Origin of the sequence: Cellulomonas jepli (genome assembly GCF_047229345.1) — a bacterium.
Classification (GTDB): Bacteria; Actinomycetota; Actinomycetes; order Actinomycetales; family Cellulomonadaceae; genus Cellulomonas_A.
In genome coordinates this window covers 22,348-44,569 of sequence record NZ_JBFTER010000032.1, presented here as the reverse complement: position 1 = coordinate 44,569, position 22,222 = coordinate 22,348, and the positions used below count along the sequence as shown (strand labels likewise).

General features: G+C 75.9%; 25 protein-coding genes. 14 read left to right on the top strand and 11 right to left on the bottom strand.

Annotated elements, in window-relative coordinates:
* Positions 1 to 65 precede the first annotated feature (65 nt).
* The 3 genes from AB6N24_RS09830 to AB6N24_RS09820 all read left to right on the top strand — a co-directional run bounded on the left by AB6N24_RS09830 (position 66) and on the right by AB6N24_RS09820 (position 2,463).
* Entirely contained in the window at positions 66 to 425 is a 360-nt protein-coding gene (locus AB6N24_RS09830; RefSeq protein WP_412869221.1) for a substrate-binding domain-containing protein, read from the top strand.
* Positions 426 to 621: 196 nt separating this feature from the next.
* Positions 622 to 1,023: a RidA family protein gene (locus AB6N24_RS09825; protein ID WP_412869220.1), complete on the top strand. Its 402-nt coding sequence runs from the start codon at positions 622 to 624 to the stop codon at positions 1,021 to 1,023.
* 150 nt (positions 1,024 to 1,173) lie between these two features.
* A complete protein-coding gene (locus tag AB6N24_RS09820; protein ID WP_412869219.1) occupies positions 1,174 to 2,463 on the top strand; it encodes a glycoside hydrolase family 6 protein in 1,290 nt (429 codons plus the stop codon).
* Positions 2,464 to 2,570: 107 nt separating this feature from the next.
* Here the strand turns inward: AB6N24_RS09820 and AB6N24_RS09815 are convergent, their stop codons facing one another.
* Together AB6N24_RS09815 and AB6N24_RS09810 are read right to left on the bottom strand one after the other, a co-directional pair.
* A complete protein-coding gene (locus AB6N24_RS09815; RefSeq protein WP_412869218.1) occupies positions 2,571 to 4,538 on the bottom strand; it encodes a diguanylate cyclase domain-containing protein in 1,968 nt (655 codons plus the stop codon).
* 111 nt (positions 4,539 to 4,649) lie between these two features.
* Complete coding sequence (locus AB6N24_RS09810; protein ID WP_412869217.1) at positions 4,650 to 5,360, bottom strand: NUDIX domain-containing protein; 711 nt, start codon at positions 5,358 to 5,360, stop codon at positions 4,650 to 4,652.
* A 49-nt stretch (positions 5,361 to 5,409) separates the two neighbouring features.
* On the opposite strand from AB6N24_RS09810, the gene AB6N24_RS09805 reads away from it, so the two are divergent.
* Positions 5,410 to 6,165, top strand: a complete 756-nt coding sequence (locus AB6N24_RS09805) for a DeoR/GlpR family DNA-binding transcription regulator (RefSeq protein ID WP_412869216.1) — start codon at positions 5,410 to 5,412, stop codon at positions 6,163 to 6,165.
* A gap of 21 nt (positions 6,166 to 6,186) precedes the next feature.
* Here AB6N24_RS09805 and AB6N24_RS09800 read toward each other — a convergent pair whose 3' ends face one another.
* The 3 genes from AB6N24_RS09800 to AB6N24_RS09790 all read right to left on the bottom strand — a co-directional run bounded on the left by AB6N24_RS09800 (position 6,187) and on the right by AB6N24_RS09790 (position 9,186).
* On the bottom strand, positions 6,187 to 6,828 hold the full coding sequence (locus AB6N24_RS09800; RefSeq protein WP_412869215.1) for a DinB family protein: 642 nt from the start codon (positions 6,826 to 6,828) through the stop codon (positions 6,187 to 6,189).
* A 145-nt stretch (positions 6,829 to 6,973) separates the two neighbouring features.
* Positions 6,974 to 8,029: a lytic polysaccharide monooxygenase gene (locus AB6N24_RS09795; RefSeq protein ID WP_412869214.1), complete on the bottom strand. Its 1,056-nt coding sequence runs from the start codon at positions 8,027 to 8,029 to the stop codon at positions 6,974 to 6,976.
* A gap of 263 nt (positions 8,030 to 8,292) precedes the next feature.
* A complete protein-coding gene (locus AB6N24_RS09790) occupies positions 8,293 to 9,186 on the bottom strand; it encodes a Cof-type HAD-IIB family hydrolase (RefSeq protein WP_412869213.1) in 894 nt (297 codons plus the stop codon).
* A 41-nt stretch (positions 9,187 to 9,227) separates the two neighbouring features.
* On the opposite strand from AB6N24_RS09790, the gene AB6N24_RS09785 reads away from it, so the two are divergent.
* Positions 9,228 to 10,067: a PhzF family phenazine biosynthesis protein gene (locus AB6N24_RS09785; protein WP_412869212.1), complete on the top strand. Its 840-nt coding sequence runs from the start codon at positions 9,228 to 9,230 to the stop codon at positions 10,065 to 10,067.
* A gap of 173 nt (positions 10,068 to 10,240) precedes the next feature.
* Entirely contained in the window at positions 10,241 to 10,624 is a 384-nt protein-coding gene (locus tag AB6N24_RS09780; protein WP_412869211.1) for a hypothetical protein, read from the top strand.
* A gap of 134 nt (positions 10,625 to 10,758) precedes the next feature.
* Here AB6N24_RS09780 and map read toward each other — a convergent pair whose 3' ends face one another.
* Positions 10,759 to 11,541, bottom strand: a complete 783-nt coding sequence (gene map, locus AB6N24_RS09775) for a type I methionyl aminopeptidase (RefSeq protein WP_412869210.1) — start codon at positions 11,539 to 11,541, stop codon at positions 10,759 to 10,761.
* 66 nt (positions 11,542 to 11,607) lie between these two features.
* On the opposite strand from map, the gene AB6N24_RS09770 reads away from it, so the two are divergent.
* Positions 11,608 to 11,898 carry a helix-turn-helix domain-containing protein gene (locus AB6N24_RS09770; protein WP_412869209.1) on the top strand — a complete coding sequence of 97 codons (291 nt, stop codon included), beginning with the start codon at positions 11,608 to 11,610 and terminating at the stop codon, positions 11,896 to 11,898.
* Between the two features lie 46 nt (positions 11,899 to 11,944).
* Complete coding sequence (locus tag AB6N24_RS09765) at positions 11,945 to 12,418, top strand: GNAT family N-acetyltransferase (protein WP_412869208.1); 474 nt, start codon at positions 11,945 to 11,947, stop codon at positions 12,416 to 12,418.
* Between the two features lie 19 nt (positions 12,419 to 12,437).
* Here AB6N24_RS09765 and AB6N24_RS09760 read toward each other — a convergent pair whose 3' ends face one another.
* Together AB6N24_RS09760 and AB6N24_RS09755 are read right to left on the bottom strand one after the other, a co-directional pair.
* Positions 12,438 to 12,881 (bottom strand): hypothetical protein, encoded by a 444-nt coding sequence (locus AB6N24_RS09760; protein ID WP_412869207.1) that lies wholly within the window; start codon positions 12,879 to 12,881, stop codon positions 12,438 to 12,440.
* Between the two features lie 200 nt (positions 12,882 to 13,081).
* A complete protein-coding gene (locus AB6N24_RS09755; protein WP_412869206.1) occupies positions 13,082 to 13,486 on the bottom strand; it encodes a VOC family protein in 405 nt (134 codons plus the stop codon).
* Positions 13,487 to 13,586: 100 nt separating this feature from the next.
* On the opposite strand from AB6N24_RS09755, the gene AB6N24_RS09750 reads away from it, so the two are divergent.
* The gene (locus AB6N24_RS09750) at positions 13,587 to 14,540 is read left to right on the top strand and encodes a helix-turn-helix transcriptional regulator (RefSeq protein WP_412869205.1); all 954 of its coding nucleotides are present in this window, start codon (positions 13,587 to 13,589) and stop codon (positions 14,538 to 14,540) included.
* A gap of 28 nt (positions 14,541 to 14,568) precedes the next feature.
* On the opposite strand, the gene AB6N24_RS09745 is transcribed toward AB6N24_RS09750, so the two are convergent.
* A complete protein-coding gene (locus AB6N24_RS09745) occupies positions 14,569 to 15,237 on the bottom strand; it encodes an NADPH-dependent FMN reductase (protein WP_412869204.1) in 669 nt (222 codons plus the stop codon).
* A 100-nt stretch (positions 15,238 to 15,337) separates the two neighbouring features.
* Here AB6N24_RS09745 and AB6N24_RS09740 point away from each other — a divergent pair, with 100 nt between their 5' ends.
* The 5 genes from AB6N24_RS09740 (at position 15,338) to AB6N24_RS09720 (ending at position 20,383) form a co-directional block, all read left to right on the top strand.
* On the top strand, positions 15,338 to 16,189 hold the full coding sequence (locus tag AB6N24_RS09740) for a helix-turn-helix transcriptional regulator (RefSeq protein WP_412869203.1): 852 nt from the start codon (positions 15,338 to 15,340) through the stop codon (positions 16,187 to 16,189).
* Positions 16,190 to 16,247: 58 nt separating this feature from the next.
* The gene (locus AB6N24_RS09735) at positions 16,248 to 16,691 is read left to right on the top strand and encodes a hypothetical protein (RefSeq protein WP_412869202.1); all 444 of its coding nucleotides are present in this window, start codon (positions 16,248 to 16,250) and stop codon (positions 16,689 to 16,691) included.
* 254 nt (positions 16,692 to 16,945) lie between these two features.
* Positions 16,946 to 17,545: a DUF4956 domain-containing protein gene (locus AB6N24_RS09730; protein ID WP_412869201.1), complete on the top strand. Its 600-nt coding sequence runs from the start codon at positions 16,946 to 16,948 to the stop codon at positions 17,543 to 17,545.
* Positions 17,542 to 18,417, top strand: a complete 876-nt coding sequence (locus tag AB6N24_RS09725; protein WP_412869200.1) for a polyphosphate polymerase domain-containing protein — start codon at positions 17,542 to 17,544, stop codon at positions 18,415 to 18,417. Before AB6N24_RS09730 ends, AB6N24_RS09725 begins: the two co-directional genes overlap by 4 nt.
* Before the next feature lies 1 nt (position 18,418).
* Positions 18,419 to 20,383, top strand: a complete 1,965-nt coding sequence (locus tag AB6N24_RS09720; RefSeq protein WP_412869199.1) for a carbohydrate-binding domain-containing protein — start codon at positions 18,419 to 18,421, stop codon at positions 20,381 to 20,383.
* 236 nt (positions 20,384 to 20,619) lie between these two features.
* Here AB6N24_RS09720 and AB6N24_RS09715 read toward each other — a convergent pair whose 3' ends face one another.
* Positions 20,620 to 21,852, bottom strand: a complete 1,233-nt coding sequence (locus tag AB6N24_RS09715; protein ID WP_412869198.1) for a YeiH family protein — start codon at positions 21,850 to 21,852, stop codon at positions 20,620 to 20,622.
* On the bottom strand, positions 21,852 to 22,016 hold the full coding sequence (locus tag AB6N24_RS09710) for a hypothetical protein (protein ID WP_412869197.1): 165 nt from the start codon (positions 22,014 to 22,016) through the stop codon (positions 21,852 to 21,854). The genes AB6N24_RS09715 and AB6N24_RS09710 overlap by 1 nt, the downstream gene beginning before the upstream one ends.
* Positions 22,017 to 22,222 lie beyond the last annotated feature (206 nt).

Genomic DNA, 22,222 nt, shown 5'->3' with positions numbered 1-22,222 from the left:
CTCGCTCGAGGCGTTCGCGATGTTCGCCTCGGACCTCGACGCCGCGTCGCGTGCGCAGCTGACCCGTGGCGCGCGCCGACTTCGACGAGGCCGACGCGTCGCGGGCCATGGCCCGGCTCCTCGTCGCGCACCCCGACCTCGACGGTGTCGTCGCGGCGTCCGACAACATCGCCGCGGGGGCCCTCCGGGCGCTCCGTGCGTACGGGCGCTCGGTCCCCGGGGACGTGGCCGTGGTCGGGTTCGACGACCTCCCCGTCGCGCAGCAGACCGAGCCCGCGCTCACGACCGTGCACCAGCCGATCGAGGACCTCGGGCGCGAGCTGGCGGCGATGCTCGTGCGCCTCCTGGAGGGCGGCTCGGCGTCGCCGGTGATCCTCCCGACGCGGCTCGTCGTGCGCGGGTCCGCCCCGGCCGTCGTCGGATAGCGAGCCGGTCCGACGTTCGCGGGCCGGGTCCGGCTGTCGTGCGCGGGTCCGCCCCGGCCCTCGCCGGGGGACGACCCGGTCCCGGCTCCGCTCCGCCGTCGGCTGGCGGGCCCGCCGTCGGCCCCCGCGCTGCCCCTCGGGGCCGTGCCGCGGCCGTGACGGGTGGCGTGCCGGACGCCGGTGGCAGCGTGGGCGGATGGAGATCACTCGTCTGCAGCCCGCAGGCCTCGTGCAGAGCCCGGCCTTCAGCCACGTCGCCGTCGTCCCCCCGGGGGCGACGACGATCTACGTCGGCGGCCAGGACGGCGTCGACGCGACGGGGGCGCTCGTGTCCGGCGACGTCGCCGAGCAGTCGGTCCGCGCGATGGAGAACGCGCGCGTCGCGCTCGCGGCGGCGGGGGCGACGCTCGCCGACGTCGTGCAGTGGACGGTGCTGCTCGTCGCGGACGCCGACCTGAACGCCGCGTACGGCGCGATCGCACCCCTGCTCGCCGGGCCCGGCGCGCCGCCGCTCGTGATCGCCGCCCGGGTCGCCGGGCTCGGCGTCCCGGGCGCACTGATCGAGGTCAGCGCGATCGCCGCGGTGCTCCGGGACTGAGCGCGGAGACCCGGGCGCGGAGCGGCCGGTCTTGACGGGCACACCGGGCGGGGCGCAGGATGGCGGCGCGGACTGGAAGCGCTTCCAGTTTCTGTCCGCACGATCCGTTGCAGCCGACACCGACGTCGGCACGACCCCCGGAGAGTCACCATGGCAACCCTCGCTCGCAGGCGGTGGGGCATCGTCGCCCTCACCGCGTGCGCCCTCGGCCTCAGCGCCCTCACCGCCTCGCCGGCCTCGGCGGCCAACGACGTGCTCGACCCGACGACCCGCCTCTACGTCGACCCGCACAGCACCACCAAGGACGCGGCGAAGACGCTGCGCGGGCAGGCCAAGCGCGACGCGCTCACGCTCAGCCGCATCCCCAGCGCCACCTGGTTCACCGAGGGCACGCCCGCCGAGGTCCGGCACGACGTGCGCACGCTCGTCCGCCGCGCGGGCCACAAGGTCCCCGTGCTGGTCGCGTACAACCTGCCGTTCCGCGACTGCGCGCTCTACTCGGCCGGCGGCGCCGCCGGCCCCGACGCCTACAAGGCGTGGGTCGACGCGTTCGCCGCCGGGATCGGCGACGAGGAGGCCGTCGTGATCCTCGAGCCCGACGGCCTCGGCGTCATTCCCTGGTACACGACGCTGGACGGCCAGCTCGAGGGCTGCCGTCCCGCCGAGCTGGACCCGGCGACGACCGGCGTCAAGCCGTCGGCCGAGCGCTTCGCGCTGCTGCGCTACGCCGTCGAGCGGATCGCGCAGCAGCCGAACGTCGCGCTGTACCTGGACGGCACCGGGCCGTCGTGGCTCGCGGTCCCGGAGATCACGGACCGCCTGCTCAAGGCCGGGGTGCAGGGCGCCGACGGGTTCTTCCTCAACGTCTCGAACTACGAGCGCACCGAGAACGACGTCCTCTACGGCACGTGGATCTCGCAGTGCCTCGCGTACGCGACCGTCGTGGCGCCCGGCAGCGTCGCGGAGTGCGGGCACCAATACTGGAGCGGCGGTCCCGCGAACGACTGGACGGGCACCGTGCTGCGCAACACCGGCATCTGGAGCGACACGGCGGAGGACCCGACGCTCAACACCGCCGGCATCACCTCCCGCTACGAGCTCGTGCTCGGGGGCGTCGAGCCGACGACCCACTTCGTGGTCGACACGAGCCGCAACGGCCAGGGCCCGTGGACGGCGCCCGCCGGGAAGTACACCGACGCCGAGACGTGGTGCAACCCGCCCGGCCGCGGCGCCGGCCTGCGCCCGACGACGCAGACGGGCGACGAGCTCGTCGACGCGCTGCTGTGGATCAAGGTGCCCGGCGAGTCCGACGGGCGCTGCCTGCGCGGCACCGCCGGACCGACCGACCCCGAGCGCGGCATCGTCGACCCGGCCGCCGGCCAGTGGTTCGTCGAGCAGGCGCGCGAGCTGGTCGCGCTGGCTCAGCCTCCCCTCCGCTGAGTCGCGTGCGCCGCGCCGGCAGCGAGGCTGCGGCGCGACCGAGGGCCCCGGCGGTGAGTGCCGGGGCCCTCGGCCGGCGTGGGGGCCGCGGGCGTCGGCCGAGAGGCTCAGGCCGCGGGGTCGCTCGCGCGCGTGCCGGTGGGCGGGACGACTTCGGCGCCGTCCTCGGGTGCGGGGTCCGCGACCGTGTGCGGGGAGCCGAGCGGCCGCGAGCCGGGGCGGTACCGCTGGACGCCGCCCTCGCCGCGCCGCTTCGCCTCGTACATGGCGATGTCGGCGCGGCGCAGCAGCTCGGCGGGGTCGTCGCCGGGCGTTCCGTCCACGACCCCGAAGCTGGCCCGCACGACGAGCCGGTGGCGCTCGACCTCGACGGGCGCCAGCAGCGCGTCGACGATCCGCACCAGGACCGCGTCCACCGCATCCCGGTCCAGCCCGGTGAGCAGGATCGCGAACTCGTCGCCGCCGAGGCGGGCCACGGTGTCGCTCGCGCGCAGGGCGGCGCTCATCCGCTCCGCGACCTCGACGAGGAGGCCGTCGCCCACCGCGTGCCCCAGCGTGTCGTTGACGGACTTGAAGTCGTCGAGGTCGACGAGCACGAGGCTCAGCCGTTCGCCGGGAGCGGCGGTCGACACCGCGGCCCGGACGCGGTCGCCGAACAGTGCGCGGTTCGCGAGCCCCGTGAGCGCGTCGTGCGTGGCCTGGTGGCTCAGACGCTCCTGCACCTCGCGCGTCTCCGTGACGTCGCGGGCGTTGCTGACCCAGCCCTCGACGTGCGGCTCGTGCACGAGGTTCGACGCGACGACCTCGAGCCACCGCCACGACCCGTCCGCGTGGCGGAGCCGCAGCTCGTAGGTGGCCGCCGCGCCGGGCGTGCCGGCGACCGACGCGACGCCGGCGCGCGCGACGCCGTGGTCGTCGGGGTGCGCGAGCTCGAGGACGTGCCGTCCCAGCAGGCTGTCGGGGTCACGCCCCAGCACCCGCAGGACCGACGGGCTCACGTAGCGGATCGTGCCCCCGGGCTCGGTGATCGTGACGATGTCGCTGCTGTTCTGCACGAGCAGGCGGAACTGGCGCTCGTGCGTGCCGATCACCGAGAGCAGGGCGGCGTTCTGCCGGAACGCGAGGAGCTGGCGGACGATCACCAGCGCGGTCAGGACGACCGCCGCGGCGACGACCACGAGACGGTCTGGCGCGTCCTGCACGGACGTGCGGACCAGCAGGACCGCGACGGCGACCACCGCGACGTAGGGCAGGGTGCTGAAGGTCCGCGGGCGGACGGCCGGCGCGCCGGTGCGCGCGGCGTCGGCGACCTGCAGGTGCGCGCTCACGGCGATGGTCACCGAGGCGATCGGGTTGAGCAGCAGCTGGACGTCCACGTCCGGGCGGACCGACAGCAGCAGCACCCCGACCGCCGACCCGAACCCGCCGACGAGCGCGGACACCGCGCGGAGGTAGAGGGCGCGCCGCGGCACGACGCCGGAGCCGGCGAGCGCGGCCTTGGCGGCGAGGAGCACCGCCATGAGCGCCGGGGCCATCACGGGTGCGACGTGCGAGACGGTGCTGCGCGTGATCTCGCCGCCGGCGAACGTCGCGACGACGTGCCACAGGAGGACGCCCGCCGCGACCACGAGGGTGGCGAGGTCCAGGGCGAGCTCGGCCTTCTGGGTCCGGGTGCGCAGCCCGAGCGGGATCCGCACGATCGAGGCCGCGAGCAGGACCGCGCCCGCCACCTGCAGCACCGTGTGCGCCGGCGCCGGGACGTCGGACGCGCCGGTCGCGATCATGAGGCGCACCGTGATCGACGCGGCGATGAAGGCCATCCCCGCGGCTGTCAGGCGCCAGACGGTGCGGGCGACCGCGGGGGTCGAGGGGTGCCGGGCCGCGCGCCAGCAGAGGGCGACCGCGAGGGTCGCGATCAGCGGGTTGAGGACGTGGCCGACGGCGGGGAGCGCGGACCACCCGGTCACCAGCTCCACCACGAACGCGACCGTGTTGAGGGTGGCCAGCGCGACCAGGCCCCACGCGAGCGTCGTTCGGGGCGCGGGTACGGCGTCGCCCACGACGGCGTGGTTCATCGGGCACCCTCCTGGACGACGCCCCGGGCGGGGAGACGTCGAGCAGATCGGCGCTGCGGGTGCGGCCGTGAGCGCCGCCGCGGGTGGATCTGCCGTGCACCGCCGGCGGGCTCAGCGGGAGCGGAACGGCCCGTGCAGCGCCGCCCACTGGAGCAGCAGGATCGTCTTGGCGTCGGCGATCTCGCCGGTGAGCGTCATCGCGAGCGCGCGCTCGAAGGGCAGCTCGACGACGTCGATCTCCTCGCCCTCGTCGGCGACCCCGCCGCCCGCGGTCGTCCGCTGCGCCGGGGTGTAGCGCGCGGCGGAGAAGTGCAGCCGCTCGGTGACCGACCCGGGGCTCATCCAGACGCCGAAGACGTGCTCGAGCTCGCCGATCTCGACGCCGGTCTCCTCGGCGGCCTCGCGGCGGATCGCGGTGTCCGGGTCGTCGTCGTCGAGCAGGCCTGCGGCGGTCTCGAGGAGCATGCCGTCGGGGTGCCCGTTGACGTACACCGGGAACCGGAACTGGCGCGTGAGCAGGACGGTCGCGCGCTCGGGGTCGTAGAGCAGCACGGTCGCGCCGTTGCCGCGGTCGTAGGTCTCGCGCTGCTGGCGGGTCCAGCGGCCGTCGGCGCCGAGGTACTCGAACGTGGTGCGGCGGAGCACGTGCCACGCGGCGGCGAGGAGCTCGACGCCCACGACGCGGACGCGCGGGTTGCCGGTCAGGTCGAGGCCGGTGCGGTCGAGGTCCGTGCGGCCGCGGTGGTCGGGGATGCGCGTGCCGGGGCGGGGGGCGTCGGGTGTGCGGGTCGGCTGGTCGAGCGAGGACGTGTGGGGAGGCATGTGTGGGACACTACGTGCATCACTCGGCAAGAACAAGGAGAAACGTGCAATGCTGACCGCGCAGCGCCGCGACGTCCTGCTGGCCCGGCTGCGCGACGAGGGGCGCATCGTCGCCAAGGACCTCGCCGCCGAGCTCGGGCTGTCCGAGGACACCCTCCGGCGCGACCTGCGCGAGCTCGCCGCCGCGGGGCTCTGCCAGCGCGTGTACGGCGGGGCGCTGCCCGCGTCCCCCGCGACGGCCGACTACGCCGCGCGCCGCACCGTCGGCGTGCCGAGCAAGGAGCGCGTCGCCGCCGCGGCCGCCGCGCTCGTCACCCCGGGGAGCACCGTGATCCTCGACGGCGGCACCACCGCGCTCGCGGTCGCCCGTGCGCTCCCGCCCGACCTGGAGGCGACGGTCGTCACGCACAGCCCGACGGTCGCTGCGGCGCTCGTCGAGCACCCGCGCGTCGAGATCGTGCTGCTCGGCGGGCGGATCTTCAAGCACTCGGCCGTCGCGTGCGGGGCGGCCGCGGTCGAGGCCGCGGAGCGCGTGAGCGCCGACCTCTTCCTGCTCGGCGTCACCGGCGTACACCCCACCGCGGGCCTCACGACGGGCGACGCCGACGAGGCCGCGATGAAGCGCGCCCTCGCCCGCCGCGCCGCCGACACCTACGTGCTCGCGAGCGCCGAGAAGATCGGCGCCGCGTCGCCGTTCACGGTCCTGCCTCTCGCCGAGGTCGCCGGCGTCATCACGGACGTCGACCCCGCGGACCCCACGCTCGTCGAGCTCGCTCGTGCGGGGGTGCCGGTCGTGCGCGCCTGACCGGTCCGGACCGCTCGCCCGTCACGCGCGCGTGGCGCCCGCCCCCCGCACCGGCCTCGCGCGATACAGGTCGCGCAGCAGCGCGATCTCCGCGGCGTGGTGCAGCACCTCCTGGTTGACCCACCACACCGTGTCGAGCAGCGGGTCCTCCGGGTCGCTGCCGTATGGGTAGGTGCTGCGCCCCACGGCGTCGAGCGCCTCGTCGTCGGCCCCGGTCAGCACCGCACGCCAGGCGCTCGCAGCGCGCTCGAACGCCGCGACGCCCTCCGCCGCGGTCCCCGGGACCGGGTACGTCTCCTCGGTGTGCGTGTGGGTGCCCGTGAGGTGGTCGGCGCGCCCGGCGAGCATCTCCGCGAGGTGCACGAGGCGCCACGCGACCGTCGTGACCGGCGGCGGGTACGGGTGCGGACGGCCGCCGTCACGCCCCCACCCGCCCGCGCCGACCAGGACGGTCGCGCCGGGCCCCGGGCCGTCCGCGCGGCGGCGCACGGACCAGCACCCGGCGACGGGCTCCCACAGGTACTCGTCGTCGGTGAGCGGCGGGACGGCGACGGGCTCCCCGTCGCCGCTGTCGACGGTCGGTCCGGCGAGGCGGTGGACCAGGCGCTCGCAGCCGACGTCGAGCTGGGCGAGCAGCGGGGCGAGGCGGTCGGGGACGCTCATCGTGGTCTCCTCGTGGGGCGGGGCACCCGTCGTCCGACCGTAGACCCGCGCTGCCCCGCCGTCTGCGGCTCCACCCCGCCACGACGCCCGGCCCGGCACGAGGGATGCCGGGCCGGGCGTCAGGCCCACGTGCGCGGGAGGGGTGTCAGGCCCCCGTGCACGTGGCGGTCGGCGTCCCCGGGGTGCCGGACGCGAGGAACCCGGCGGTCGTGCTCGCGCCGGGGGTCAGGGCGCCGTTCCACGACGCGCTCGTCAGGGCCCCGTCGGACACCGCTGCGTTCCACGCCTGCGTCACGGCCGAGCCGGGGACGGTCGCGCGCCAGCCGGTCGTCCCCGCGGCGCCCGCGGTGACGGTGAGCTCGCCCTGCCAGCCACCCGGCCACTGCCCGACGACCCGCACGGCCGCCGTGCACGTCCCGGTGCCGGGGGTGGGTGTCGGCGTCGGGGTGGGTGTGGCGGTGGGCGTGGGTGTCGGCGTGGCGGTGGGCGTCGGCGTCGGGGTCACTGTGGGCGTGGGCGTGGGGGTCGGCGTCGGTGTGGTGGCCGGCCCGCCGATGCTGATGTCGCTGCACAGGTAGTACGACTGGTCGGAGTGGCTGGCCTGCCAGACCGTGTAGAGGATCGCGCGCCCGGACCGGCCGCTGAGGTCGACGTCGGTGCGGTACTCGCCGGCGGGGGCGTACCGGCCGGTGGCCTGGAGCAGCTGCATGTCGGACCACGCGGGCGCCGCGCGCGTCGGGTCGAAGCCGGGCTTCGTGACGTAGACACGCAGGTAGTCGGCGCCGTGCTTCGCCTGGTCGGTCAGCGTGAGCGTGAACCGCTGCGGGACCGTCTTCGCGACCCAGGCACCGGGGGTGTCGAGCGCGGCGTACCGGTCACCGCCGGTGCGTCCGCCCGAGCAGAGCTGGCCGTCGGGGATCTCCTGCTCGTGGCGGCCCGCGACGCCCTCGCGGTAGAGGCCGTTCCAGTTCCACATCGCGGTGGTGTCGGCCTGCCACGCCTGCGCGCACATCGGGTCCTGCGACGCCATCGCCGGGTCCTGGAAGCGCGAGCCCCAGACGTCCCAGCAGCGGTAGTTGCGCGAGGGCGGGTCGGTCACGGAGCCGTGCGCCGCGGCGGGCACGGCGGCGACGACGGTCGTGGCGACGAGGGTCAGCGGTACGGCGAGCGCGAGGGTGCGCAGCCGGGTTCTCCAGGTCATCCGAGGTCTCCCGTTCGGTTCGGGACGCGCCGGACAGGCGTCGCCGCGGGAGGCCCGGCGACGCTGCCGGGTCCGCGGCGACGGGAGCGCGTCGCGCCTCACCGTCGCCCTGTTGCCTCGTCGACGGAAGGAGTTGAAGCGTTTCGATGCGCAAGCGCTTCGACACGCGTGGCTCGGCTGGGCCGGTGTCGCCCGCGACGCCTGCGGGTCGACGAGCCGGCGCGCAGCCGCGGCCGGCTCGGCGGCGGTGCGCACTCCCGACGTCAGGACGCGGTGACTGCCGCCCCCGCGTCGAGCGGTGCCACGCCGTCGATCGTGATCCCGAGCACCGCCGCGATCGTCCGCACGACGCCGTTCTCGTCGTTGCCCGGCGCGACGAACCGGGCCCGTGCCCGCACCTCGGGGTGCGCGTTCGCCATCGCGTACGACCACGCGGCGGCGTCGAGCAGCTCGCGGTCGTTGAGGTAGTCCCCGAACGCCATCGTCTGCTCCCGCGTGACCCCGAGCGCGCGCTGCACGGTCTCGAGCGCCGCGCCCTTGTGCGTCGTCGGGTTCATGACGTCGACCCAGTGCGCCCCGGAGACCACGACCTGCTGCGTGTCGCGGAAGCGGGCCAGCGCGGGCTCGGTCGTCGTGGCGGCGTCCCCGAAGTCGAAGACCGCGACCTTCAGGACGTCGTCCTCCACCTCGGTGAGGTCGTCGACCCGCGCGAGGAGCGCGTAGTACCGGTCGCACTCGTCGACGAACGCGGCGTCGTGCCGCTCGACGTACGCCGACCGCGTCCCGCACACGACGACCCCGACGTCCGCGCCCGACGCCGCGAGCGCGCGCACCGCCTCGACGACCTGGTGGACGACCGCGGGGTCGACGACGTCGGTGCTCAGCACCGCGCCCTCGCGCACGACGATCCCGCCGTTCTCGGCGATGAAGCAGAGCCGCGGCGCGTGCGCGCCGAGCTGCCGGGCGAGCGTCGCGAGCTGGCGGCCGCTCGCGGGGCAGAACGCGATGCCGCGCGCCTCGAGCTCGTCGAGCAGCGGCCACAGCGTCGGCGGGACCTCGTGGTCCGGGTCGAGCAGGGTGCCGTCCATGTCGACCGCGACGAGGCGGATGTCGGGCACGTCGGGCGCGGCGGGCGTCGCGGGGGAGGGGGTCGGCACCCTCCCATCGTCCCAGGGGCTCGCTGGCTACGCTGAGGCGCATGAGGCAGCGTGCGTTCGCCCAGGTCGACGTCTTCACCGCGACGCCGTACCGCGGCAACCCGGTCGCGGTCGTGCTCGACGGCACGGACCTCACCGACGACGAGATGGCGGCGTTCGCCCGCTGGACCAACCTGTCCGAGACGACGTTCGTGCTCCCGCCGACCGACGCGGCGACCGCGGACTACCGCCTGCGCATCTTCACGCCCGGCGGCGAGCTGCCGTTCGCCGGCCACCCCACGCTGGGCAGCGCGCACGCGTGGCTCGCGGCGGGCGGCGCGCCGCGCCAGGAGGGCGTGCTCGTGCAGGAGTGCGGCATCGGGCTCGTGCGCCTGCGCCGGGAGGCCGGGCGGCTCGCGTTCGCCGCGCCGCCGCTGCGCCGGTCCGGACCGGTGTCACCCGAGCTCCGCGTCCGGGTCGAGGCCGCCCTGGGTCTGCCCGACGACGCGATCGTGGCGTGCGAGTGGGTCGACAACGGTCCGCCGTGGATCGGCGTGGTGCTGGCCGACGCCCGCGAGGTCCTCGCGATCCGCCCGGACCCGACGCCGGTCGGCGACCTGTTCATCGGCGTCGTGGGGCCGTGGGACCACGCGCACGAGGCCGACGTCGAGGTGCGGGCGTTCATCTTCGGCGAGTGGTTCGCCGAGGACCCGGTCACGGGCAGCCTCAACGCCGGCCTCGCGCGCTGGCTCATCGGCACCGGCACGCTCCCGACGCGGTACGTCGCCGCGCAGGGCACCGCGCTCCGGCGGGAGGGCCGCGTGCACGTCGAGCAGGTCGGCGAGGACATCTGGGTCGGTGGGGACACCGTGACCTGCATCGACGGGACCGTGCTGCTCTGAGCGTCGTCCCGGACCGCGTCGTCGGGCGTGACCCCCGAGAGGTCTCCTGGTCGCCAGCTGGACGGGCGCCCAGGTGGACCGCACCCCGACGGGTGACATCGTCCCGGCAGGCTCCAGACCGAGGCCGGGGATGTCGATGCGCTGGTCCTCACGACGAACAGGGAGGTTCCGCGATGCGCATCGGCTTCGACATCTACCGGGTCGGTCCGGACCAGGACCACCAGGAGCCCCCGAGCGCGTGGGGCTGGACACCGCGGCGCGGCGAGGTCCCCACGGGTGAGACGGTCGTGCAGGACCACGACTTCACCCTGACCTACACCGGGACCGACTCCGAGCTCGCGGCCGCGTTCGCGCGCGGGGCCAAGCTCGTGGAGCTCGTGCGGCTGTGGCCGGACCTCGCGTTCTACCCGTCGACGGCCGGGAACACCCTGCCCGACGGGTCGGTCTTCCCCGTCCGCGGCGAGCCCCGGGCGACCAGCGCCCTCAGCGCCCTCAGGGGCCGGTTCGGGCGCCGCTCCGCGGGTGCCCACGCAGCGCGGGCAGCGACCCAGCCGTGAGGTGAGGGCGCGGCCGCGCCGACCGGTGCGCGATCGGACCGCGGCGCGGCACGGCGTCCGGGCGAGGCGTCACAGCGTGGGACGGCCTCCGGGCGGGCGGCACAGCGCGGCGCCGCTCGGTCACGGCCCGGGCGTCACGCCGCGGCGCGGCTCGGCAGGGTCAGGATCTCGGCGCCGTCCTCGGTGATCGCGACCGTGTGCTCGCTGTGCGCGGTCAGGCACCCGGTCGCGCTGCGCAGCGTCCAGCCGTCGGCGTCGGTCACGAGCTCGTCGGTGTCGGCCATGACCCACGGCTCGAGCGCGAGCAGCAGGCCGGGGCGGAGCGTGAACCCGCGGCCGGGGCGCCCGGTGTTCGCGACGTGCGGGTCCTGGTGCATCGTCGACCCGACGCCGTGCCCGCCGAACTGGACGTTGATCGGGTAGCCGGCCTCGCCGAGCACCGTGCCGATCGCGTGCGAGAGGTCCCCGATCCGGGCGCCGGGGCGGGCGGCGGCGATCCCGGCCGCGAGGGCGCGCTCCGTCGCGTCGATCATCGCGAGGGCTCCTGCGGGTGCCGAGGCGCCGACGACGAAGCTCACCGCGGAGTCCGCGACGAGGCCGCGCAGCGAGACCGCGAGGTCGAGGGTCAGCAGGTCGCCGTCGGCGAGCGCGTAGTCGTGCGGCAGGCCGTGCAGCACCGCGTCGTTGACCGACGTGCAGATGTAGTGCCCGAACGGACCGCGCCCGAACGACGGCGCGTAGTCGACGTAGCAGGACTGCGCGCCGGCGTCGACGATCATCGCCTGGGCCCACCGGTCGACGTCGAGCAGGTTCGTGCCGACGGTGCAGCGGCTGCGCACCGACTGCAGGATGTCCGCGACGAGCGCGCCGGCGGCCCGGGCGCGGGGGAGCTCGGCTGCGCTCAGGATCTCGATCATGGGCTGCTCCTGCCGGTGTTCCAATAACTATCCCGGTCAGACTATCCCGGTATTACTATCGGCGTCATGGTCAGGCTGCCGCTCACCCCCGCCGACGTCGAGCGCGGCCGCCGTCTCGGCGCCCTCCTGCGCCAGGCCCGCGGCGAGCGGTCGATGCTCGCGGTCGCGCTCGACGCCGGGGTCTCGCCCGAGACGCTGCGCAAGATCGAGTCGGGCCGCGTCGCGACGCCCGCCTTCCCGACGATCGCAGCCATCGCTGCGGTGCTCGGGCTCTCGCTCGACGCGCTGTGGGCGGAGGTCGGCCCGGCGGCGGACGCCGCCATCGGGAGCGGGTCACGGGAGCGGCTGGTCTCCTGACGCGGGCCCGGTCCGAGAGCGGACCGCCGTTCCGTAGCCTCCAGACGTGAGGGAGCCGCGGATCCGCATCGAACGTCCCGCCGCGGGTGATCTCGGTGCGGTGCGGGAGATCCTGGCTGACCTGCCCGCGTGGTTCGGGCGCCCGGAGGCCACCGAGGCGTACGTCGCCGCCGCCGGCAGGCTCCCGGGCTACGTCGCCGTGGCCCCGGACGGTGAGCCGATCGGCGTCGTCCTCGTCGAGCAGCACTTCCCCGAGACCGCCGAGATCCACCTCATGGCGGTCAAGGTCGCGTGGCACCGCCGCGGAGTCGGGGCCGGGCTCCTCGGCCAGGTCGAGAGCGACCTGCTCGCTCGGGGTACCCGGATGCTGACCGTGAAGACGCTCGGGCAGTCGCACCCCGACGAGGGGTATCGCCGGACCCGGCTGTTCTACGAGGCGCAGGGCTTCTTCCGCCTCGAGGAGCTCGCCGACCTCTGGCCCGGGACCCCGTGCCTGTTCATGGCCAAGCCCCTGTTCTGAGGGCGAGGGCCGCCGAGGGCTAGGTCACCCCGTCCACCGGCGCCTCCCCGACACCGGCCCACCTCTGCAGTCGCGGGACGAGGATCGCGGGCGACGGCTCGAGCGTCGGCAGGCGCACCGTCCGGCCGTCCACGTCCAGCAGCACGGCATCGGACCACGACGGGCGCCCGGGCACGCTGCCGCGCACCGCGCGCACGCTCGTGCGGGGGATCACCAGGGGGCGCCAGCGCCGCACGAGGCGGAGCGTGTCGTTGTCGAGGACGAGCGCGACCGACCGGGCGACCAGCAGCGCCGCGCCCACGAACAGAGCGCTGACCAGCAGGAACGCGACCAGCACTCCGATCAGCGGGTCGGGGTCCTGGACGAGCTGCGGGCCCCAGAGTGCGAGCTGCATCAGGTTGACGACCAGGAGCGCCACGAACACGTTGCGCCGGGCCGGGGCGCGGGCGACGACCTCGTCCATGCGCGGTGACCTCCTCCGCGAGCCGGGCGGCGTGGCGCGCTCCCTGTCCCGATCATGCCGTCAGCGTGCTGCTGGGGCCAGGACGCACCCGGGCGCTGCCGTGTGCGATCGCGACGGAGGGGCGGCCCCTCGGCCACCCCTCCGTCGCGGTCACGTGCCGGGCGGTGTCCCGCGTGTCGAGCCGGCCGGACCCTCGCGGCTCAGCCCCGGCCCCGGCCCCGGTCGAGCATCTCGAGGTAGTGCGGGTTGGTCATCACGCCGAGCACGTTGCCGAACGGGTCGACGACCGACGCGGTGACGAACCCCTCGCCGCGCTCGGTGATCGGCTCGCGCAGCGTCGCGCCGAGCGCGAGCAGCCGGTCGACCGCCGCGGTCAGGTCGTCGACGTGCCAGTGCACGACCGCGCCGCCCGGGGCGTCGGGCTCGCCCTCGGGGGCGTAGCGCCGGTCGATGATGCCGAGCTCCTGCCCGTGGTCGCCGATGCGGAACTCGTGGTAGCCGGGGCGCTGGAAGTAGGGCTCGATGCCCAGCAGCTCGGCGTACCAGGCGGACCCGGCGGCGTGGTCGGCGGCGTAGATGTTCACGGTGGCGACTCCACGAAGCATGTCGGTTCCTTCCGTCGGGGGCGGGTCCGTCCCGTCCACATCTCCAGACTGAGTGGTGAAGTGCTCACCGGGTGAGCACTTTTCGGCGCACACTGGCGACATGCGCGCGGACCGGCTCGTCGCCACCCTCCTGCTGCTCCAGACCCGCGGCCGGGCGACCGCCGCGGAGGTCGCGAGCGAGCTCGAGGTGTCGCTCGCGACCGCCCGGCGCGACCTCGAGGCGCTCGCGGCGGCCGGTGTCCCGGTGTACCCGCAGGCCGGGCGCGGCGGCGGGTGGCAGCTCGTCGGCGGCGCCCGGACCGACCTCACCGGGCTCACAGCGCCCGAGGCGCGCACCCTGTTCGCGCTCCTCGGCCCCGCGTCCTCGGGCCGGGCCCGCCCCGAGGCCCGCTCGGCGCTGCGCAAGGTGCTGCGCGCGCTGCCCCAGACGTTCCGCGCCGAGGCGGCGGCCGCGGCGGACGCCGTCGTCGTCGACCCCGTGGGCTGGGGCGAGCAGGGCCGGGTGCGCCGCCCGGCGCTGGCCGACGAGCTCGAGTCCGCCGTCGTGCAGCGCCGTCGCGTCCTCCTGCGGTACGCGGGCCGCACGCGCGAACCGTCCGAGCGCCTCGTCGACCCCTGGGGCCTCGCCGACAAGGACGGCACCTGGTACCTGCTCGCCGGGACGGACCGTGGGCCGCGCACGTTCCGGCTCGACCGCGTCGAGCGCGCCGAGGTCACCGACCTGCCGGCGCAGCGCCCCGACGACCTCGACGTCGAGCGGCTCTGGGACCGCACGGTCGAGGAGGTCGAGCGCCGCCGCTCGACCCTGCGCGCGACGGTCCTCATCGACGCGCACCTGCTGCCGATCCTCCAGGAACGGATGGGCCGGCACTGCGAACCTGCGGGGACGCACGACGACGGGCGCGCGCGGGCGCACGTGACCGCACCGCGTGCGCTCGACGTCGCCCGGCACCTCGCGGGCTGGGGCGGCGACGTCGAGGTCGTCGAGCCGGAGTCGGTCCGCGTCGAGCTCGCGCGGATCGGGGCGCAGCTCGTCGCCCGGAACGGCGGCTGACCGGCGCCGGGCCCGGGGGGCGACCCGGTCACGCGGGACGGCTCCCCGCCGTCGACGGACGCAGCGCCGCCGCCCACAGGACGACCTCGTCGAGCAGCGCGCCGAGCGCCTCCGCCTGGTGCTCGCGGGGTGCCAGCCGCCCGGTCGCGGTGAGGTCGGCCGGGTCGGTCCCGGCGTCGTCCACGTCGGCGAACAACGACAGGCCCACCTGCGTGGGCACGACGGCCGTCCGGACCTCGGTCAGGACCGCTCGCAGGTGGTCGGCGGCGCGCGTCCCGCCCTGCACCCCGTAGCCGACGACGCCGGCGACCTTGCCGTCCCACTCGGCGTACAGGTGGTCGACCGCGTTCTTCAGCGCCGCCGGGATCGAGTGGTTGTACTCGGGCGTGACGAAGACGTAGGCGTCGAAGCGGTCGACCGCGGCGGACCAGCGCCGGGTGTGCTCGTGCGCGTAGGACCCGAACATGGCCGGGACCGGCTCGTCGAGGAGCGGGAGCGGGTGGTCGGCGAGGTCGAGCACCTCGACGACCGCGCGTCCCGTGACCACCGCGTCGTGCCCGGCCGCGACGTCCGCGACCCAGTCCGCGACCGCCCGCCCGCGCCGGCCCGGCCGGGTGCTGCCCACGACGACCGCGAGCCGCGTCGTCGTCCCGTCCGCCGAGAGATCCGCCAGGGTCCGTGCTGAGAGGTTCGTCATGGCACGAGCCTCCGGCGCGCGCCGCCCGTGGGGGAGGCCGCCCTGAGGCTGGCCCTCGCGGGGACACCCTCGCGGGCGGCGCGCGGGGCACACTGGACGGGTGATCGAGGGAGAGCTCGGAGCGTTCCTGCGCAGCCGTCGGGAGGCCCTCGGCCCGGTCGAGGCGGGGCTGCCCGACGGGCCGCGGCGCCGCACGCCGGGACTGCGCCGGTCCGAGCTCGCGACGCTCGCCCAGGTCAGCGTCGAGTACCTGACCCGGCTCGAGCAGGGCCGCGACACCCGCCCCTCGGCGCAGGTGCTCGGTGCGCTCGCGGACGCGCTCCGGCTGACCGCCGCCGACCGCGCGCACCTGCAGGAGCTCGTGGCCCAGACCCACGGGCCGCAGCTGTGCCCCGGCGGCCGGCCGCCGTCCGCCCGCACCGTGCGCCCGACCGTCCAGGCGCTGCTCGACACCCTGGCCACCCCGGCGTACGTGCTCGACCCCCGCGCCGACCTCCTGGCGTGGAACGACGCGTTCGACCGGCTCGCCCGCCCGCTCGGGATGCTCGACGGCGAACGGCCGAACCTGCTCTGGTACGCGCTCGCGGACGAGCGGGCCCCCGAGGTCTACCCGGACTGGGACGACGTCGTCGACCAGGGGGTCGCCGACCTGCACGAGCACCGGCGCGGGGACCCGGCGACCGACGTGCTCGCCGAACGCCTCGCCCGGACGGTCGGGGAGCCGTTCGCCGCGCGGTGGCGGCGGCGGCCGCTCACGGGCGTCCGCAGCGGCGTCCGCGCGGTGCAGCACCCGAGGGTCGGGCTGCTGCGGCTCGCGTTCGAGACGCTCACGCTGCCGGACGCCGACCACCAGCGGCTCGTGGTGCACCTCCCGGCGGACGCGGCGACGGCCGTGGGGCTCGACCGGCTCGCCGGACGGGAGCCCGGCGCGCTGCGCTCGGTGGGGTCGTGAGGAGAGCGCAGCCCGGCGCTCGGCGCGCGCCTGCACCGCACCGTGCCACCCTGGCCCCATGAGGTTGTTCGGTCGGCACGCCGAGGTGCCCGCGGAGGTGGGCGACGGGTTCGTCGCCGGTGAGGCCGTCGCGCTGCAGACGTCGTTCCAGGCCGCGCTGACCGGGCGTGAGCGGTCCGCGCGCGAGCCCGTGCCCGCCGAGCTGCAGCTCGACGGCGGCAAGGGCGGGCGCGTCGTCCTGATCTGGCGCAACGTCGTCGTCGGCTTCGTCCCGCCCGCGCACGAGGCGGACCTGCGTGGGCAGCTCCACCGCGCGGGCAAGGACCGGCTGGTGTGCCCCGGGCAGGTGTACCGCGACGGCGACGTGTGGCGCGTGTGGGTCGGCGCCCACCCGCCCGCCGGCGCCCCGGAGCCCGAGCCCGGCTCCGACCGGCTCGCGGCCCCGCCCACGCGGATCTTCGGGCTCGCGCTGCCGCGCCCCGTCGACGACGACGAGGACTGAGCGCGACCTGCCGCGGCACGACCGCAGCCCGCGCCCGGTCGCCGCAGCGCGACCACCCTCCGTCGCGGCCTGAGCACCGCGCCCCTGTGCGGCGTGCCCGCCGTCCGCCCGCCGCCTGAGCGCAGCCCGCGCGGCGCGCGTCTCACACACGCCTCGGAGGCCCCGCTCAGCAGGCTCATAGCGCCGCGCCCTGTCATGGGAGACGTCACCGACCGGCCACCCGCCGGTCACCCGGCGATCACCCCGAGGACGTCATGCCCCAGCCGCTCATGCTCGCGACCGACCTGGTCGCCATCTCCCTGCTCGCCTTCGGGCTGTACTTCCCCCGCCACCGGCGCCGCGACCTCGTCGTCGCGTTCCTCGGGGTCAACGTCGGTGTGCTCGCCGTCGCCGGGGCGCTCGCGACGAGCACGGTCGGCGCGGGCCTCGGCCTCGGGCTGTTCGGCGTGCTGTCGATCATCCGGCTGCGCTCGACCGAGCTCGACCAGCGCGAGGTCGCCTACTACTTCGCGTCGCTCGCGCTCGGCCTGCTCGGCGGCCTCGGGGGGTCGATCGGCTGGCCCGCGGTGGTGCTCATGGCGCTCGTGGTGCTGGTCATGCTCGTCGGCGACCACCCGCGGCTGCTCGCCCGGTACCGCCACGGGGTCGTCGTCCTCGACGCCGCGGTGCCCGACGAGCTCGCGCTCGTCGCCCGGCTCGAGCAGCTGCTCGGCGCCCGGGTGCACGGTGCGAACGTCCAGCGTCTCGACCTGGTGAACGACACGACGACGGTCGAGGTCCGCTACGAGGTGCTCCCCGGCGCGACGGTCACCCGGCCGGGCGCGCGCGGGGTCCTCGCCGAGGCGGCCCGGTGAGCGCGCTCGTCACGGGGACCGTCGCACCGCTCGACGCGCTCGCGGGGATCACGCTCGACGACCTGACTGCGACGGCCTCGCTGCAGACCCGGGTGGACCGCAAGTACGTGCTGACCGCGGACGCGCTGCGCGGACCGCTGGCCGCGCTCGACGGCCGTACGCAGGTGCTCGAGATCGACGGGCTGCGCACGTTCGGGTACGAGTCGGTGTACTTCGACACCCCCGACCTCGCGAGCTACCACCTCGCGGCGCACCGCCGCCGGCGCCGGTTCAAGGTCCGCACCCGCACCTACCTCGACACGCGCTCGTGCTGGCTCGAGGTCAAGACGCGCGGGACCCGCGGGAGCACGGTCAAGAACCGGGTGCCGCACGGCCTCGACGCGCGCGACCGGCTGGACCGCGGCCGGTGGTTCGTCGACGAGGTGCTCGGCGGGGAGTGCGCCGGGCCCGTGGCGGCGGGCGCCGCTGCCCTGGCGCTCGCCCCCGTGCTGACCACGCGCTACCGGCGCACGACGCTCCACCTGCCGGGGGAGCACGGCCGTGCCGGGAGCCGTGTGACGATCGACACCGACCTCACGTGGGAGGTCCCGGGACGGCGGCTCGCGCTGCCCCGCACGGTGATCGTCGAGACCAAGACCGGCTCGACCGCGTCGGCCGTCGACCGCCTGCTGTGGGCGCACGGACACCGCCCGGCACGCATCTCGAAGTACGCGACGGGGCTCGCCGCGCTCGACCCCTCGCTGCCCGCGACCCCCTGGAACCGCACGCTGCGACGCCACTTCGTCGCGACGCCCCTCGCCTGCTCCGTCCCCGGCAGCCCCACGACCAGCGATGCCGCCCTCCGCGGCACGACCCCTCACGACAGGACCTGACATGCGACGCCCGACCCTGAAGACCCTCGTCCCCGCGGTGCTCGTCGCCGCGGTCCTCGCGGGCTGCACCGCGACCGACGACGCCCCGACCACCGCGACGACCGGGGCGGACGCCGCCGTCGTGCAGGCTGCAGCCGACGCCCAGGCGGGGACCACCGCCGAGGAGGCGATGGCCGCGAACGCGCAGGACCACGCGGAGGACGGCGACGGTGCGTACGACGCCGCGTCCGCGACGACCGTGACGCTCGACGGCGCGAGCGCGAGCGCGTCGGGCGACGGCGTGAGCGTCGACGGCTCGACCGTGACCGTCACCGCGGCCGGCACCTACGTGCTGAGTGGGACGCTCGACGACGGCCAGGTCGTCGTCGACACCGCGGACACCGGGACGGTGCAGCTCGTGCTCGACGGGGTCGACCTGACGAGCTCGACCTCGGCGCCCCTCGTCGTGACGAGCGCCGAGGAGGTCGTCGTGGTGCTCGCCGACGGGTCGCAGAGCACGCTGACCGACGCCGCGCAGTACATCTACCCCGACGCGACGACCGACGAGCCGAACGCCGCGCTGTTCTCCGCCGCCGACCTGACGATCACCGGGACCGGCGCGCTCGACGTCACGGGCAACGCGAACGACGGCATCGCGAGCAAGGACGGCCTCGTGATCCAGTCGGGCACTGTCACGGTCACCGCGGCCGACGACGGCATCCGCGGCAAGGACTACCTGGTCGTCGAGGGCGGCGCGGTCACGGTCGACGCGGGCGGCGACGCCCTCAAGGCCGACGACGCCGAGGACCTCGACAAGGGCTACGTCGCCCTCACGGGCGGCACGCTCGCGCTGACCGCGGGCGGTGACGGGGTCGACGCGGCGACCGACGTGGTCGTGACCGGAGGCGACGCGAGCGTCGAGTCCGGTGGTGGCGCCGGTGCGACGCTCGCGGCCGTCACCTCGGCGAAGGGCCTCAAGAGCGGCGTGCTCGTCGTGGTCGGCGGCGGCACGGTCCGTGTCGACGCGGCCGACGACGCCGTGCACTCCGACGGCGTCTACAGCCAGACGGGCGGCGACGTGACCGCGGCGTCGGGGGACGACGGCGTGCACAGCGAGGTCGCGCTCGACGTCGCGGGCGGGACGCTGACCGTCACGGAGTCCGTCGAGGGCGTCGAGAGCGCGCTCGTCACGGTGAGCGACGGGACGGTCGACGTCACGTCGAGCGACGACGCGATCAACGGCTCGGCCGGCGAGGTCGCGACGACCGACGACGCGGCGGCGGACGACGCGGCCGCCGCCGGTGCGCCCGCCGGTCCCGGCGGTGGGGGCGGTGGAGCGTTCGCCGCGACCGAGGGTGTCGCGGTGACGATCACCGGCGGCACGGTCCTGCTCGACTCGGGCGGCGACGGGCTCGACTCCAACGGCTCCGCGTCGGTCAGCGGCGGCACGGTGGTCATCGCCGGCCCGACGAACGACGGCAACGGTGCGCTCGACGTCGACGGCACCTTCGAGGTGACGGGCGGGACGGTGCTCGCCGCGGGCAGCGCCGGGATGGTCGTCGTGCCCGGCACGGGTGGGCAGGGCTGGGTCTCGGCGTCGCTCGGCGCGGCCCAGCCCGCGGGCACCGTCGTCCAGGTCGTCGCACCGGACGGGACGGTCGTCGCCGCGTACGAGTCGGCGAAGGCGTTCCGGTCGATCGTGCTCTCGGCCGCCGGAGTCACCGCGGGGGAGTCGTACGCGGTCTGGGCGGGCGGATCGCTCGTCGGCGACGTGGTCGGCGGGCTGGCCGAGGGCGGCGACCTCACCGGCGCCGGCGTGATCGCCACCGTGACCGCGGGCGAGCACACCGGCGGCACGGGCGGCGGGATGGGCAGCGGCAGCGGCGGCGGCGCGCGGGGTGGCGGTCGCGCACCTGGCAGCACGCCGCCCGCGGCCCCGCCGGCCGGCGACGCGACCACGACCGGCGTGACGGGCACCGACGTCTGAGGGGGCACTCCGCGTCCCGGGCGGCAGTCCGGCACCGCCGCGTGGCGGCCACGCGGAGCCGGAGTCCTCATGGCTGCGGCGCCCGGCGACGGCCGGCACCGCCGTCTCGGCTCCGGCCGTGACCGCCGGCGACACGACCCGAGGGCCACCGGCCGGGGGACTCCCCGGCCGGTGGCCCTCGTCGTGCGTGGTGGTGGCGGGCCGGCCGCGCGCAGCGGGCCGCGACAGGACCGGGGTCAGCCCAGCTCGAAGCCCCGGAACAGCACGCTCGCGAACGCGAGCCCGGCGACGAGGTTGAACGCCGTCGCGGCGGCGAAGACACCCACGGGTCGCCACCCGGCGTCCTTGAGGGCCTTCGCCCGGAACTCCAGGCCGATGCTGACGAACGCGAGGATGAAGAAGAGCGTCCGCAGGTCGTTCACGACGGCGATGACCGGCTTGCCCGCGTCGGCGCCGACCTGCGCGAGGTACACGGTCGCGATCACCGACGCCGCGAGGAAGCCGAGCACGAACTTCGGGAAGCGTCGCCAGATCTCGCCGACGCCGGGGGCTTGCGCGTCGGGCCGACGCTCGACCCGGAACGCGAAGTACGCGGTGAGGGCGATCGCGACGACGCCGATCAGCGCGTTCTGCGTCGACTTCACGATGGTCGCGAGCGCGAGGACGTCCTCGCCCGCGATCGACCCGGCCGCGGCGACGGCTGCCGTGGTGTCGATGTTGCCGCCGATCCAGGCGCCGGTCACCGCGGGGGACAGGTCGAGCAGCCCCGCGAGCCACGGCAGCAGGAAGATCGACGGCAGCGCGAAGACGATCACGAGGCTCGCCGCGTACGCGAGCTGCTCGCGCTTCGCCTGCACCGCGCCGGCCGCCGAGATCGCCGCGCTCACGCCGCAGATCGACACCGCGGACGCGAGCAGGGCGCGCAGCTTGTCGTCGAGCCCGGCGCGGCCGCCGATCCACCACGTGAACAGGAAGACCGAGGCGATGAGCAGCAGTGCCTGCGCGATCGCCGGCAGCGCGGCCGAGACGATGAGGCTGAGGTTGACCGACGCGCCGAGCAGCACGACGCCGGTCTTGATGAAGAACTCGGTGCGGAACGCCGCAGCGAGCCGGTCGCGCTGGTTGAGCGCGAGCAGCGCGGCGTTGCCGAGCAGCCCGAGGGCGATCGCGTAGACCGGGAACTCGACGGACTTCGCGACGCCGCCGAGCGGCGTCCCCTCGGTCCACACGGGCACGTTCTGCTCGAGGTAGCGCGTGAGCGCCGCGAGCGCGACGACGAGCACGAGCCCGCCGACGACGGCCGCGGGCGTCGGTCGGCGCTCCGCGTCGGTGTCCGCGGTGCTGCCGGTGCCGTCGGGCGCGGCGGCGTGAGCGTCGGTGGTGGTGACGGCCGTCGAGTCCGTGGACCGGTCGTCCGCCGGGGTGCGGGGCTGCTCGGGGCCGGTGCCGGGGCGGGTCGTCGCGCTCATCACGGCACCACGTCGGCGCCGAGGACGCCGGTGAGGACGAGGCCGAGCAGCACGAGGCCGACGACGGTGGCCGCCCAGTCCTCGTTGAGGTGGAAGCGGCGCGTCTCGTCGGGGGACGCGGTGCCGGTGGGATCGGCAGGGCTGGGGGTGTGCGGGGTGGCCATGCGGGAGCTCTCCTGACCTGGGGCGGGTGTCCGGTGCGCAGGTGCGCGGGCGAGCGGTGGCTCGCGAGGGTGGACGGGCGCCGGGAGGGGCGGTCAGGGGTGCCGTGCCGTGCGACGGCAGGGTCGGTCCGGAGTCGAGCGGGCCCAGCGTGGGCGGGCCGGTCCGGCGGGACCGCGGAGCCTCCCGGCTAGCGACAGGTACAGGC

Excerpts from the sequence above, each read along its gene's own strand:
- AB6N24_RS09825 (WP_412869220.1), top strand. The coding sequence starts at position 622 with ATGGAGATCACTCGTCTGCAGCCCGCAGGCCTCGTGCAGAGCCCGGCC.
- AB6N24_RS09820 (WP_412869219.1), top strand. The coding sequence starts at position 1,174 with ATGGCAACCCTCGCTCGCAGGCGGTGGGGCATCGTCGCCCTCACCGCG.
- AB6N24_RS09815 (WP_412869218.1), bottom strand. The coding sequence starts at position 4,538 with ATGAACCACGCCGTCGTGGGCGACGCCGTACCCGCGCCCCGAACGACG.
- AB6N24_RS09810 (WP_412869217.1), bottom strand. The coding sequence starts at position 5,360 with ATGCCTCCCCACACGTCCTCGCTCGACCAGCCGACCCGCACACCCGAC.
- AB6N24_RS09805 (WP_412869216.1), top strand. The coding sequence starts at position 5,410 with ATGCTGACCGCGCAGCGCCGCGACGTCCTGCTGGCCCGGCTGCGCGAC.
- AB6N24_RS09800 (WP_412869215.1), bottom strand. The coding sequence starts at position 6,828 with ATGAGCGTCCCCGACCGCCTCGCCCCGCTGCTCGCCCAGCTCGACGTC.
- AB6N24_RS09795 (WP_412869214.1), bottom strand. The coding sequence starts at position 8,029 with ATGACCTGGAGAACCCGGCTGCGCACCCTCGCGCTCGCCGTACCGCTG.
- AB6N24_RS09785 (WP_412869212.1), top strand. The coding sequence starts at position 9,228 with ATGAGGCAGCGTGCGTTCGCCCAGGTCGACGTCTTCACCGCGACGCCG.
- AB6N24_RS09780 (WP_412869211.1), top strand. The coding sequence starts at position 10,241 with ATGCGCATCGGCTTCGACATCTACCGGGTCGGTCCGGACCAGGACCAC.
- map (WP_412869210.1), bottom strand. The coding sequence starts at position 11,541 with ATGATCGAGATCCTGAGCGCAGCCGAGCTCCCCCGCGCCCGGGCCGCC.
- AB6N24_RS09770 (WP_412869209.1), top strand. The coding sequence starts at position 11,608 with ATGGTCAGGCTGCCGCTCACCCCCGCCGACGTCGAGCGCGGCCGCCGT.
- AB6N24_RS09760 (WP_412869207.1), bottom strand. The coding sequence starts at position 12,881 with ATGGACGAGGTCGTCGCCCGCGCCCCGGCCCGGCGCAACGTGTTCGTG.
- AB6N24_RS09755 (WP_412869206.1), bottom strand. The coding sequence starts at position 13,486 with ATGCTTCGTGGAGTCGCCACCGTGAACATCTACGCCGCCGACCACGCC.
- AB6N24_RS09750 (WP_412869205.1), top strand. The coding sequence starts at position 13,587 with ATGCGCGCGGACCGGCTCGTCGCCACCCTCCTGCTGCTCCAGACCCGC.
- AB6N24_RS09745 (WP_412869204.1), bottom strand. The coding sequence starts at position 15,237 with ATGACGAACCTCTCAGCACGGACCCTGGCGGATCTCTCGGCGGACGGG.
- AB6N24_RS09735 (WP_412869202.1), top strand. The coding sequence starts at position 16,248 with ATGAGGTTGTTCGGTCGGCACGCCGAGGTGCCCGCGGAGGTGGGCGAC.
- AB6N24_RS09730 (WP_412869201.1), top strand. The coding sequence starts at position 16,946 with ATGCCCCAGCCGCTCATGCTCGCGACCGACCTGGTCGCCATCTCCCTG.
- AB6N24_RS09720 (WP_412869199.1), top strand. The coding sequence starts at position 18,419 with ATGCGACGCCCGACCCTGAAGACCCTCGTCCCCGCGGTGCTCGTCGCC.
- AB6N24_RS09715 (WP_412869198.1), bottom strand. The coding sequence starts at position 21,852 with ATGAGCGCGACGACCCGCCCCGGCACCGGCCCCGAGCAGCCCCGCACC.
- AB6N24_RS09710 (WP_412869197.1), bottom strand. The coding sequence starts at position 22,016 with ATGGCCACCCCGCACACCCCCAGCCCTGCCGATCCCACCGGCACCGCG.